This is a genomic window from Thermovirga sp. (assembly GCA_012523215.1).
GTDB lineage: Bacteria > Synergistota > Synergistia > Synergistales > Thermovirgaceae > 58-81.
The window spans coordinates 19354-31997 of sequence record JAAYIZ010000007.1; the positions used below are offsets into that span (position 1 = coordinate 19354).

The following is a 12644-nucleotide window of genomic DNA, read 5'->3' on the forward strand; positions in this document are numbered from 1 at the left end:
GGATAATTTTCCTTGCCTGGACGGAGGCGCGAATAAAATGCAGAATCTTCTCAACGGCCTTTTCAGCACCGCAGCGAAGAATATTGAGCCTTCCCCCCTCCTGGAGCTGCTGGACCTCGGCAAAAAACCGGGGATGATTTCTTTCGCGGTGGGTATGCCGGACCCCGATATATTCCCCATTGAGCAACTACAAAAAGCCGCTTCCGTCATCTCGAGGGAGGGCAGGGATATACTGCAGTACGGTGCTGCCGGGGGGTACCCCCCGCTCAAGGATTTTCTGGCTGAATGGACTGCCCCACGAATGGGACGGAAACCGCTGACCGATGAATTGCTGATTACCGCGGGTTCTGCCCAGGTGATCGACCTCCTATGCTGGGCCTTGCTGGACAGGGGGGACTGGGTGATCTGCGAGGAACCCACCTTCCAGGGCGCGACGGGCACCATGTTCAACCATGGAGCCCGGTTCCTGACCGTGCCCTGCGACAGCGATGGAATGAAGGTGGAACTGCTCCCGGAGTTGATCGAAAAGACTCGGGCCGCCGGGGGCCGCGTCAAATTCATCTACACCATCGTCAACTTCCATAACCCCCTGGGCTGCGATCTCTCGCTTCAGAGAAGGATCAGGCTCCTCGAGATAGCCAGGACCTACGGCATCATGATCCTCGAGGACGACCCCTACGGCTGGGTCCGCTTCGAGGGCGAGGATATCCCCTCCCTTTCCTCAATGGACGACGACGGCCTCGTGATATTCTCTTCGACCTTCTCCAAGATCCTGGCCCCCGGCACCCGCGTAGCCTGGTGCGCAGGAAGGAGCGAGATCATCGGGAAAATGACCGTGTTAAAGGAGAATACCGATACCTGCACAAGCGTCGTGGCCCAGGCCCTGGTATGGGAGTACTGCCGGTTGGGCTACCTCGACGCGTTCCTCCCCAACATAATCGATCATTACAGGAAAAAGAGGGACGGCATGGAGACCGCCCTCAGGAAGTATATGCCCCTCGACAGGGTGTCCTGGCAAAAACCCAAGGGAGGCTTCTTTTACTGGCTGAATGTTCCGGGGATACCCGTCGAGCAACTCCTGGAAATGGCCCTGGAGAAGAAAGTCGCCTTCGTCCCGGGAAATGCCTTTTACCCCACCGGGACCGGCGGCCTCAACAATATCAGGATGTGCTTTACCTTCGCCTCCACCGAAATGACCGACCTGGGTGTGCGATACCTCGGTGAAGCCATCCGCGAGTTCGAGCGAGAACCGACCCAAGAGAAGAGCGGAGACATCTGATCGTTATTGGAGGAGATCGAATTGGACAAGGTCTGGGAATCAAATTTCAGCAACAAGGCACTCAACGTTCGTCCCTCACCGATACGGGAGATGTTGAGTATAGTCCGTCAGCCGGGCATGATATCCTTCGCAGGCGGAATGCCCGCGCCCGATGTCTTCCCGGTGAAGGAGTTCCACGAGGGAACCGAGGTTTTCCTGCGGGACGGCCCAAGCCTCCTCCAGTACGGTACTACCGAGGGTTTCACCCCGCTGAAGGAATTCCTCTCGGAGTGGACGGCCCCAAGGATGGGCAGGAGGGTCTCCACGGACGAAATGCTCCTGACTTCGGGTTCACAGCAGGTGCTTGACCTGATGGGTTGGGCCATGATCGACCCCGGGGATTATATCATCACCGAGGATCCTTCCTACCTGGCGGCCCTCACGGCATTTCACAACCACGGCTCCCGGTTCATCGGCATCCCCACCGACGCCGAGGGTATGGTCGTAGAAATGCTTCCCGAGAAGATTGAGAAGGCCCGTTCCAAGGGCAAGAAGATCAAGTTCATCTATACGATCGTCAACTTTCAAAACCCCGCGGGATGTACCCTGTCCCTTGAGAGAAGAAAAAAACTGGTGGAGATCTCAAACAAGTACGGGATCCCCATCTTCGAGGACGACCCCTACGGTTATGTTCGTTTTGACGGCGACCACCTTCCTTCCCTATTCTCCCTTGACCCGGAAGGTGGCGTGATCTACGCCGGCTCCTTCTCGAAGATCCTGGCCCCCGGGACGAGGATCGGATGGTGCTCCGGGAGCAGCGATATTATCCGGAAACTGACCGTCTTCAAACAGGCCACGGACCTCTGCTCGAGCCCCATTTCCCAAGCGTTGATCTACGAGTATTGTAAGAAGGGCTACCTGGACGGACATCTCCCAAAGATAATCGCCGACTACAGGATCAAGAGGGATGCCATGGAGGACAGTTTCGAGAAGTACCTGCCTCTCGATGAGGTCTCCTGGGTCAAGCCGGAGGGCGGTTTCTTCTACTGGATCGACATGCCGAACATCGACGCCGAGGTACTTTTCAAAAAGGCTATCGAGAAGAAAGTTGCCTTCGTGATAGGCGCGCCCTTCTTCGCCAACGGCGGTGGGGAGCATAACGCGAGGATAAATTACACCTACTCAACGCCTGATGACATAGAAAAAGGGGTCAAACGCCTCGGGGAAGCCATGAGGGAAATGCTCTGAGGATAACGTAAGGATGAGCAGGGGACCCCGTCCTTTCCGGAAGGACATCATCGCCGCCATATCCACCGCCTGGGGCGAATCCGGCATTGCCATAGTGCGCCTTTCGGGTAGCGGATCCAGGGACCTCGTTGATTCAATTTTCAGGGGCGGGGAGGGGCTGAGTCCCTCTTCGCCTCGTTTTATGAAACATGGTTTCATTTATGATATCGAAGGAAACCCCGTCGACGAGGTGCTGGCCGTCTGGTTCAGGGAACCTTACAGCTACACTGGTGAGGAAGCGGCGGAAATTCATTGTCATGGCGGAACGATGGCCGCGAGAGAGTGCCTGGAACTCTGTCTTGGCAGGGGCGCCCGGATGGCCCGTCCGGGGGAGTTCACCAGGCTGGCCTTTTTGAACGGAAGAATTGATCTCGCCGAGGCAGAATCGGTACTTGGAGTGATAAGGTCCCGCTCCGACGGAGCCCTGAAAGCTGCGGCCAAATGCCTCCAGGGCCTTCTTTCCGAGCGGCTCAGGAGTATCCTGGAGGAACTGGCCGATCTATCCGCCGTGGCCGAAGCCGGCATGGACTACCCTGATGAAGACATCCCCCAAGTTAGGACCCGGGACTACCTGCATCGACTTTCAGGAGTGGCACAGCGAATGAGAGATCTCCTGTCGGCGGCCCGGGCGGGCCGTTTTTTAAGGGAAGGGATCGGGGTCGCGATCTCCGGCCGGCCCAATGTGGGCAAATCATCCCTCATGAACGCCTTTCTCAAAGAGTCGCGATCGATCGTCACTTCCATGCCTGGTACGACCAGGGACCTGATCGAAGAGGTGATCTCCCACAAGGGTGTACCCCTCAGACTTACGGATACCGCGGGAATAAGGGCCCCAAGGGATCCGGCCGAGGAGGAAGGAGTCAGGCGTTCCCTGGATGCCATGAGGAAAGCCGATATCAGAATTTGGGTGATCGATGGTAGTGAACCCGTCACCGCCGACGACAGGAGAATAGCAGCCTCCCTCCAGGGAAGCCACTGCGTCATCGCCGTAAACAAATCGGACCTGCCCCTGGCTGTCGATATGGAAGAGGTAAAGGAACTACTCCCCGGGCACGAGGTCAGGGTGATATCAGCGACCATGGGACATGGACTGGATGAACTCAAAGACCTCATCGTCCTCTCTGTCTCGGGAAGCACAACCTTGGATGAAGACATCAACACCACGGAACGGCAGGTGGAGGAACTGAGGGATGCCCTGCAACTCGTGGAGGAAGCAGCGGAAGCGTTCACCTCGGACATCGGCCTTGACGCAATCCTGGACCTGCTGGCTGGTTCCCGGGAATGCCTCTCAAGGATTTTGGGCTTAACCGCCGAGGAGGATCTCCTGGACAGGATCTTTTCAAACTTCTGTATCGGAAAGTGAAATGGGGATAAAACAAAAAAAGGGGGGAACAAAAATGCCGATAGTCCAGGTTCACCTGCTGAAGGGTAGATCGGGTGAACAGAAAAAGAAACTGGTTGCCGAGATGACGAGCTCAATATGTTCAGCCCTAGGGGTAAAACCGGAACAGGTCCGGATAATCCTTTCGGAAATGTCCCACGAAGATTTCGCTGTCGGCGGTATACTCTCTTCAGAGAGGGACAGGTAAGATTCATTCCGCGCCAATCAGTCACGCCAGCGCCGGTGCATCCATAGCCACTGCTCCGGCGCCTTCCTTATCAATTCTTCAATCCAGCTATTCGCTTCCCTGGTCATGACCGCTATCCTCGCTTCGCGGCTTCCCTCCAGCGGCTGTTCGATGGGGGGACCGATATCGATCCTGTACTTGAAGGATCCGAGCCGGGTAGCCGCGACGGGGACCAGGGGCACTTCCGCCATAATCGAAAAAGCTGCCGGCCCGCCCGCTGTACCGCATTCCTTGCCGAAAAAAGGGAGGCGTAGGGCTCCCTTCCCCGCCCAATTCTGATCTCCGGCAAGGACCACCATCGCCCCTTCGCGAAGACGCTTTATAGGTTCCGTGAGCATGGATCGTTTGGGTATAGGCTTTCCGCCAATGTTCCTGCGGTACTTTTCTATCAATTTTGCCAGGTCCCCATCATCAGGTTCCTGTATTACCCCGTAGAGAGGGAAACCCCGACTGCACAGCCACGCAGCCATGAGTTCCCAGCTGCCGAAGTGGGCCATGAGTATTACAGCACCTTTCCCGCTGGCCGCCTGATTTTGTAACCATTCAAGGCCGCTCGAGGCGACGAACCAGTCGTCGACCTGGGCCGGGTTGTTCTGGACAACCAGGTATTCAGCCAAGGAGGCCGCGAAATGACGGTACACCCTTGAAAGATTTTTCCTTCTCCAGGAGGGAGTGGATCCCGGGAAGGCGATCTCCATGTTCTGGAGGGCGACCTTTCCGCGGGGCGCAATCACCCAAAGGACGCCTCGAAGCACCCCCGTGAGCAGGTTTGCCCTCCAGCCGGGACGGACCCAACTTCTTATGGCTTCGAGGGTTCCTGACTGCAGGGACATCCTTCCAGCTTTATCCCTTGCTGGCGACAAAAAAGCGCTTCTTACCAAGCCGGAAAAATAGGTGCTTCCCCTCGATCAGATCCTGCGACGTCACCTCGTCGGAGGGGCCTAGTCGAATCCCGTTGAGATAGACTCCGCCCCCCCGGATGAGCCTCCCGGCTTCGCTCTTGCTTTGGCAGGCTCCGGAGGCGGCCAGTATATCCACCGGCGATCGCGCGGTCCCACCGGGGAATTCTCCCCCCGGTACCTCCGACATGAGGATCTTGATCATTTCCTGGGTAAGATCAGCCGGTTCAAAACTTTCCCCGAAAAGAATAGTGCTGGCCCGTTCGGCCGACCTGAAAGCTTCCTCTCCGTGAAGTCTGGCGGTTACCTCCTTGGCCAGTCTCTTCTGGGCTTCTCTCCTCTCGGGCTTGTCCTTGTGGGAAGCCATCACGCCTTCTATCTCCTCAAGAGGCAGGAAGGTAAAGAGTTTGAGCAGCTCCTCCACGTCCCTGTCGTCGGTGTTGATCCAAAACTGGTAGAAACGGTAGGGGGATGTCCTTTCCGGAGAAAGCCATACGGTCCCGCCCTCGGTCTTGCCAAACTTTCCGCCGGAGGAATTTAAAAGGAGCGGGTAAGTGATGCCGTAGGCCTGTCCCCCGACTTTTTTCCTGATCAGGTCAATCCCGGCGATGATGTTCCCCTGCTGGTCGTTGCCACCCATCTGTAGTTTACAGTCGAAGTTCTCGTAAAGATGGCAGAAATCGAAGGCCTGGAGCAACATGTAGGAGAACTCGGTGAAGGAAATGGACTTTTCCGGGTCATCGAGGCGACTTTTCACATATTCACGGCCTATCATGTAATTCACGGTGAAGTGCTTGCCGGTATCCCTCAGGAAACCAAGAAGGGAGAGCTCTCCCAGCCAGTCATGGTTGTTCACTATCAGCGCGGAATTTGCCCCACAGTTAAAATCCAGGTACTGTCCCAACTGCTCCTTGACTGTCACCAGGTTCTTCTCGACCTGTTCCAGCGTGAGAAGGTTCCTTTCCTTGCTCTTGCCCGAGGGATCCCCTATAAGGCCCGTTCCCATGCCGGCGATGGCGATGGGTTTGTGACCGGATCGTTGCATCCAGGCCAAACCCATCATCGGGATCAGGTGACCGACATGAAGGCTGTCCGCCGTCGGGTCGAATCCAATGTAGCCGGTGACCATCCCGCTGTTGAAAAGGGCTGAAAGTTCCTCCGGGTGGCTGCACCACTCAACGCAACCACGCTCCATCATTATGGCCAGGGGATTCCCCTGCATAGCTACCCCTCCTTGGTCTGGACCCTTCGATATTGTTTTTCCCGGCCTCACTCGGCGGTGGGGGCCGCCGTCTTCCAGTTTCCCCTTCCGGAACCCAGGTCATGGATCACCAGGGTCACCTGTCCAAGGGACCGAAGTTGACCGGCGAGCCGGGCCAGATCTTCTGGGTCAGGCGCTTCTTCCACCCCGAAACGTTCGACCAGTTCTGTCATCCTGGAAAGATTTTCCAGGGCTTCAGCGACCTTGGGCAGGTCGGCGTAAAGCCAGAGAATGGCTTCTTCGCCGCCCAGGGGAATTACCCGGTCGACAGGGGCCAACTCCCCCAGGGAAGCTCCGTTGATCAAACCCACGAAGGCCAAATCCTCATTCGCAGCAGCCGCCATGGTAAAGGGCAACGTGACCTTGCCCCCCGCTTTAAAACCCCTGACTGGCTGGGGGGAGAAAGTGAACCGGGCCCAGTTATTATTCCACAATTCCTGGATCCAACGGACTCCTTCGGGACCCCTCGAGGGGAGTTGAACGATAAATCCAGGAAGGTTGAAGAGGAGGAACCTGCTCTGGCCGCCAATGACAGTCAAAAGAGGCCCTTCGGCCAATTCGGCAAGGGCAGCCCGGTCAAAACCCGCCTCCTCCATCCAGTCCAGAAGCGGCAGATCTTTTTCTATCAGTCCCTCCAGCCCCTTGGGCACCGAAACGCCAAGAGCGGCAATAAGGGGTTCCGGTAAAAAGGCTGGGCCATCCCAGGCCATGGGCGCCATTTTGTCGCGGACCTCCGTTGGAAGCCATTCCTCAAGATCCGCGATCTTCCAGGCCAATTCACCGCTCTCCGGCCCGCTATTCCAGGCCAGTTCAAGTGCCAGGGGCCGGTCCGGGACCTTTAAACCCCTCAAGGAAGCGGCTTGGGCGATCAGTTTTCCGTCGAAGATGGAAAGATGAAAGGGCCAGCTTGGTTCCACGGTGAAGGATAAACGGAACCTTTCAATCGACCCGTCAAGGGCTTTTTCCATTTTCCCCAGTCCTTCAAAGGAATGGGAGACCAAAAGATACTCCCTGTCGGCGCGCAGGTAAAGGGTTATTTCACCCTTCGCCAAAGTCAGGCGGAGGATGTCTTCCCGGTCGGAGGGACCCATGGCCAGGCCGGAAGACTGCTCAAGCCAGGTCGGGGGTACCCTGCCCTCTTTAAGGGCCTTCATATCCGAGGCCTGCAAAAGGAAAGCCCCGTAGAAAATGGGTTCGTTGGCTTCCCATGCACCGAGGACCGAGGACCTGTCAGCCATGTTGACCAGGGGCGACAGGTCAGCAAGAGCCGAAATTACGGAACGGACCCGGTCATCGATCTTCTCAAGCGCTAACTCGGAGTAACCCGGTTCCACCTGCCCCGATAGGGTTTCAAGGAAAAACCGAGGGGAATCACTATCTATGGATGGTATGGCTGCCGCTGTTTCAAAGGCTTTTTCAGGCACGTGAACCCTGCCGAAGAAGTAGACCGTTCCAGCAATGACGCCCACCGCTACGAGTAGGGAGAACCAGAAGGACAAAACTCTACGCATTTTCATGCCTCCTCTGGAATCGGTTCTTGATGTCCCAGATGATCTTGTAGACAGGAGGTATAAGGAATAGGGCCATGGTCCCTCCCGCGAGCAGGCCTCCAATCAGCACGATGGCCAGCGGGGCCCTGTACTGCCCTCCTTCGCCGAGGCCCAGGGCGAGGGGAAGCATGGCGATCAGGGTCGTGATATCGGCCATGATTATGGGCCTAAAGCGGACCCTGCACGCTTCGACCATGGCCCCGGTCGGTTCGTGCCCCTTCTTGCGGACCACCTCGGCGTAGTCGACGATGACTATGGCGTTGTTGACCACCAGTCCCACTATCATCACCAGGCCGAGAAGCCCGTAGATGGAAAGGGACGTCCCCGTCAGCAGGAGCGTCGGGATAACGCCGATCACCGACAGGGGGATCGTCAGCATGATCGCCAGGGAGAACAGGTACGATTCCAGTATGCCTGCTATCATCAGGAATGTCAGCACTGCGGCCATGACGAAGGATATGAGCATTCTCCGGAAGTTCTCTTGGATGTTCTGTATCTCCCCCCCGATTATAAATCTGTAACCCGTCGGCAGCTGGATCTCGTCCATTCTGGGCGTGATATCACGGAAAACCTCCCCGACCGTACGTCCGGCGACTTCGGCCTGGACGCTTATCTTGCGCTGCCGGTCAAGCCTGTAGATTGCCGTCGGAGAAGGCTCATAGGTGACGGTGGCCAACTCGTTGACCGGGACGAAACCGAAGGGGGTCCACATGGGGAGCAGTGGGACGTTTTCGGGCGAGTCGACCCATCGGGAAGCCAGTTTGACCAAGATGTCGTATTCATTGCCCTGTTCGCGGTAGACCCCGGCCTTTATTCCGCTCACGTAACCCCTCAGTTCGTCGGATACATCGGAGAGGGTCACTCCCATGGATGTCAGTTTAAGGTTGTCGGGGGTGAGGTTCAGGTCGAACCTTCCGACTTTCCAGTCTGTATCCAGATCGGCCAGGCCGGGAATGTCGCGAATCTTTTCTATGAGTTCCCCGGCTATACTATTGAGGACATCGAGGTCGGGCCCGCTTATGGTTATCTGGACGGGTTTCCTGCTTCCTCCACCCTGGCCGGAAGCCGCGTTGATCGTCACGTTCGCGTCGGGAAGACCCGCAAATTCCTTCCTCAGGTCCGATGCGATGACAAAAGCACTCTTTCTTTTGACTTCATCGATCAGGTAGACTCTTATAATCCCGCTGTTGACACTGGAAAGCCTTCTGCCCCCCACGGTGGAGCTCATGGATTTCACGTAGGGCTGCTCGCGCAGATAGGCCTCCACTTTTTTAATCTGTTCATCGGTGGCTTCCAGCGAGGCCGTACTTGAGAGTTCCAGGTTGATCCTGATTACCCCCTCGTCAACCTTTGGGAAAAGTTCGAAGCCTACCCTTGGTATCAATAGGAGCGAACCGGCGAAGAGCAGGCAGAAAAAACCTATGGTCAACCAGGGGTGTTTCATTGCCCTTCCGACGTACACCTCCTGGAAGACCTCGAGCTCACGGTAAAACCAGTGCCACCAGGCGGTGGTCTTTTTGGCAAAGGAGGAAACGTGCACCGAGCCTCCCAGCCTGGCGGCGGCCATCGGTGTCACCGTGAAGGCCCCCCAGAGGGAAAATAGAGTTGAGAAGACCACCGTCAAGGCGAACTGGTTGAAAAACTGCCCCACGATCCCCCCCATGAACGCAATCGGGATGAAGACGCCAAGGTTGGTCGCCGTGGTCGAAAGAACCGCTAGGGATATTTCCCTGGTACCCTCTTCGGCGGCGGTGAGGGGATCCATGCCAAGTTCTCTGTATCGGTAGATGTTCTCGAGGACGAGGATGGCGTTGTTGACCAGGACTCCTACGGAGATCGCCAGGCCCATGGTGCTCATCACGTTCAATGTGTAATGGAAAAAGTACATGGGGATGAAGGTGGCGATTATCGATGTGGGCATGGCGACAGCCACCGCCAGGGTCGAGCCGAACTGCCTCAGGAAGAGGTACAGGAAGAAGGCTGTAAGGAGTGTCCCGATGATCATGTCCCTGATGACGTTCCTGATGGACTTCTCCACGAATTCGCTGGAGTCGTAGACCACTTCCAATTCTATGCTTTTCCCAAGGGTGGGGGCTATCTTGCCCAATTCCTCCCTGACATCATTGGATACCCTGACGATATTTGCATTTGGCCTGGCGATTAGCTCCAGGAGTATGGAGTCCCTCCCATCGAACCTCGCACGGTTCCTCTCATCCGCCAGGGCGTCGACGACGGTCACCACGTTTCCGAGCCTGGCCACCCTACCGTCGCCCACGGGGATACCTAGTTCCCCGAACTGGCTCGACTGGCCGGGCTCACCGACAATGCGGACAGAGGTCTCTTTCCCCCCGAGGGTGATGTTCCCGGAGGGGGAGTTGAAGTTCGAGGCCTGGACCAGCGACGCCAGCCTCTTGAGGCTCAGGTTGTGGGCAATGAGGCTTGGAGGGTCGGCGTCAAGGTGTATCTCCCTCACCCTACCGCCGCTGATATCCACGCTGGCCATACCGATGATTTGGGTCAGCCTTTTGGCGACCTGGTCTTCCACTATGTCCCTGGCCTGGTAGGATGGGAGACCCGTCTTAGCCACCACCATCATAAAGGGCTGGGCATTGATGTCCATCTTGTCCACCACGGGTTCGTCGGCCTCGTCGGGAAGGTCAGAAGTGATGGCCTTCACCCTAGTCGAGATGTCGAGAGTCGCCTGCGTGACGTCGACCTCGTACTCCAGGATGGCCACGACGAACCCGGTGCCCTCAAGGGCGTAACCGTTAATTTCCTTGACCCCCTCGACGGAAGCTATGGCGTCTTCCACGGGTTGTACGATAAGCCTCTCTATCTCCAGCGGTCCCGCGCCCTTGTAAGACACCCGCACCAGCACGACCGGGATATCCATCTTGGGCAGGAGAGCCATGCCAAGTTCATGGAAGGAGTAAAAACCGAGAAGGACCAAAATAGTCATAATGACCGTCGTCAGGACCGGCCTTCTGACCGAGTTTCCAATGAGGTTCATTACTTTTCCTCCTGCACCCAGACCCTGGCGTTGGGGAACATCCTGTCGGAGCCCTTCACAACGACCTTCTCGCCGGGTTCCACCCCCGAAAGGACCCTGACAGCGCCACCATAGGTTCCGCCGGTGATTACATCCCTTTCCTCGGCCACTCCCTCGGTGACGACGTAGACGACGGTTCTTTCTCCGCCGATCTGCTTCAGGGCCTCATAGGGTATTACGACGGCATCGGCTATGTCCTCGTCCTGGACTTGTGCATCCAGAGCCTGACCCGGGCTCAGCCCGGAACCAGAAGGAACTGAAAGGACCACAGAAAAAAGCCCCGTCGATGGGTCCGCTGCGGGATCGATCCTCTTGATCGATGCTTTAACCCAACCATTCGGGGTCTTTACCCTGGCGAGCATACCCCTGACCATTTTGAAGACATCTTTTGGGGAGACGTCCAGGACGGCTTCTATCGCGTCCAGGTCCGATACGGTAAAGAGCGTTCGCCCCGCCGAGACCAGGTCGCCCGTCTCGACGAAACGTCCCGTCACGACTCCGTCCAGGGGAGCGGTGATCGTCATTCTCGACAGGGATGTCTGCGCGTCCGTCAAGGCCGCGAGGGCGGATTCGGCATCGGAAAGGGCCGCTTCCACCTCCTGCGCGCTGGCGCCCCCGGCTGATTGCAGGGCCAAAAGTCGCTTGTACCTGCCCTGCTTTTCGGCCAAGGTTGCTTTCTGTGCCGCCAATCTCTGCCGCACGACCCTCACATCGAGCGTCGCCAGGACCTGTCCCCTTCTCACCGAATCCCCTACGTCAACAGCCACAGAGGAGACATATTCCTGGCGCTCGGCAGCTACCTTGGCCTCCGAAGCCGCTTGGGTCTTTCCGAAGAAGGTGACCCAATGTTCCCAGCGGGAAGGGACCACCTCATGCACCGTCACCGGAACGCCCTCCCGGGAGCGTATCTCCGCGACGCTCACCGGGGGTTGGGAAACAGGTCTCAGGAATATCCTCCAAGCGCCGAGGACGACAAGCAATATCAGGAGTAGCCACCAGATCCATCGGTAAGAACGCTTTTTCTTGTCCACTTCTATTTATTCCTCCATCGGCAGCTTTCCCTCGGCGGAAGCAAGGGCCGCTCCCGCGACAAGGAGTCCCCGTCTCGCGTCAATCAGGCTGGCCTGGGAACTGGCGAAACGGGTTTGGGCATCTAGGACCTCAATCTGGTTCGCCAGGCCTTCCCTGTAACGAAAAAGGACGATCTCCCTTTCCTTGGACACCGTATCGAACCTGGATCTCTCGGCATCATAACCCTTCAGGGCTGCGGTGTAATCCTCCCAGGCTGTCAGGAGATTCTTCATTGTCTCGACAGTGGCTGACCCCACGGCAGCTTCGGCCGAGGCGAGGCCGGCCTTCGCTCTCTCGGTGGTCCAACGGGCGTACCCGCCGTCCACAACGGGTATAGTGAGGGTAGCCTTCCACCACCATTCATCCTGGTTATACTGCAACGACGCGGCTCCGTCGGTGACGAGAGTCATCGTCGCGGACAACCCCAGGGTGGGGAGGGATGCCATACTGGCGACCTTCAGGAAGCTCTCCGCCCTCCGAGCGGCCCACCTTGCCTTGAGGACAGAGGGGTGGTCCCGCGCGACGGATTCGAAGTCCGGCCGCTCGCGTCCTGCTTCGACGGGGGAATCAAGGTCAAAGAGGCCTTCGGCCGGCTGGATATCCATCCATCCTGCGAGGCCTTTGAGCATGGCTTCGTGCCC

At 57.4% G+C, this 12644-nt stretch carries 10 protein-coding genes; 4 read left to right on the top strand and 6 right to left on the bottom strand.

The window, feature by feature from the left end; all coding sequences use genetic code 11:
* Positions 1–37: 37 nt before the first annotated feature.
* The 4 genes from GX108_00270 (at position 38) to GX108_00285 (ending at position 4134) form a co-directional block, all read left to right on the top strand.
* The gene (locus GX108_00270) at positions 38–1279 is read left to right on the top strand and encodes a PLP-dependent aminotransferase family protein (GenBank protein ID NLO55482.1); all 1242 of its coding nucleotides are present in this window, start codon (positions 38–40) and stop codon (positions 1277–1279) included.
* A 90-nt stretch (positions 1280–1369) separates the two neighbouring features.
* Positions 1370–2506, top strand: a complete 1137-nt coding sequence (locus GX108_00275; GenBank protein NLO55483.1) for a PLP-dependent aminotransferase family protein — start codon at positions 1370–1372, stop codon at positions 2504–2506.
* Positions 2507–2519: 13 nt separating this feature from the next.
* Entirely contained in the window at positions 2520–3908 is a 1389-nt protein-coding gene (gene mnmE / locus GX108_00280; GenBank protein NLO55484.1) for a tRNA uridine-5-carboxymethylaminomethyl(34) synthesis GTPase MnmE, read from the top strand.
* Between the two features lie 34 nt (positions 3909–3942).
* A complete protein-coding gene (locus tag GX108_00285; GenBank protein NLO55485.1) occupies positions 3943–4134 on the top strand; it encodes a 2-hydroxymuconate tautomerase family protein in 192 nt (63 codons plus the stop codon).
* A 17-nt stretch (positions 4135–4151) separates the two neighbouring features.
* On the opposite strand, the gene GX108_00290 is transcribed toward GX108_00285, so the two are convergent.
* Genes GX108_00290 through GX108_00315 form a run of 6 tightly spaced genes read right to left on the bottom strand, consistent with a single transcriptional unit; the run spans position 4152 to position 12608 of the window.
* Positions 4152–5006, bottom strand: coding sequence for a lysophospholipid acyltransferase family protein (locus GX108_00290; protein ID NLO55486.1), 855 nt, complete (start codon positions 5004–5006; stop codon positions 4152–4154).
* Positions 5007–5016: 10 nt separating this feature from the next.
* A complete protein-coding gene (locus GX108_00295) occupies positions 5017–6294 on the bottom strand; it encodes a tyrosine--tRNA ligase (GenBank protein NLO55487.1) in 1278 nt (425 codons plus the stop codon).
* Between the two features lie 47 nt (positions 6295–6341).
* Positions 6342–7844, bottom strand: coding sequence for a hypothetical protein (locus tag GX108_00300; protein NLO55488.1), 1503 nt, complete (start codon positions 7842–7844; stop codon positions 6342–6344).
* Positions 7837–10893: an efflux RND transporter permease subunit gene (locus GX108_00305; GenBank protein ID NLO55489.1), complete on the bottom strand. Its 3057-nt coding sequence runs from the start codon at positions 10891–10893 to the stop codon at positions 7837–7839. Before GX108_00305 ends, GX108_00300 begins: the two co-directional genes overlap by 8 nt.
* Positions 10893–11963: an efflux RND transporter periplasmic adaptor subunit gene (locus GX108_00310; protein NLO55490.1), complete on the bottom strand. Its 1071-nt coding sequence runs from the start codon at positions 11961–11963 to the stop codon at positions 10893–10895. Before GX108_00310 ends, GX108_00305 begins: the two co-directional genes overlap by 1 nt.
* Positions 11964–11969: 6 nt before the next feature.
* Positions 11970–12608, bottom strand: a complete 639-nt coding sequence (locus GX108_00315; GenBank protein ID NLO55491.1) for a TolC family protein — start codon at positions 12606–12608, stop codon at positions 11970–11972.
* Between the last annotated feature and the right edge of the window lie 36 nt (positions 12609–12644).

Coding starts and splice junctions, on each gene's coding strand:
- GX108_00270 (NLO55482.1), top strand. CDS start 38: ATGCAGAATCTTCTCAACGGCCTTTTCAGCACCGCAGCGAAGAATATT.
- GX108_00275 (NLO55483.1), top strand. CDS start 1,370: ATGTTGAGTATAGTCCGTCAGCCGGGCATGATATCCTTCGCAGGCGGA.
- mnmE (NLO55484.1), top strand. CDS start 2,520: ATGAGCAGGGGACCCCGTCCTTTCCGGAAGGACATCATCGCCGCCATA.
- GX108_00285 (NLO55485.1), top strand. CDS start 3,943: ATGCCGATAGTCCAGGTTCACCTGCTGAAGGGTAGATCGGGTGAACAG.
- GX108_00290 (NLO55486.1), bottom strand. CDS start 5,006: ATGTCCCTGCAGTCAGGAACCCTCGAAGCCATAAGAAGTTGGGTCCGT.
- GX108_00295 (NLO55487.1), bottom strand. CDS start 6,294: ATGCAGGGGAATCCCCTGGCCATAATGATGGAGCGTGGTTGCGTTGAG.
- GX108_00300 (NLO55488.1), bottom strand. CDS start 7,844: ATGCGTAGAGTTTTGTCCTTCTGGTTCTCCCTACTCGTAGCGGTGGGC.
- GX108_00305 (NLO55489.1), bottom strand. CDS start 10,893: ATGAACCTCATTGGAAACTCGGTCAGAAGGCCGGTCCTGACGACGGTC.
- GX108_00315 (NLO55491.1), bottom strand. CDS start 12,608: ATGGATATCCAGCCGGCCGAAGGCCTCTTTGACCTTGATTCCCCCGTC.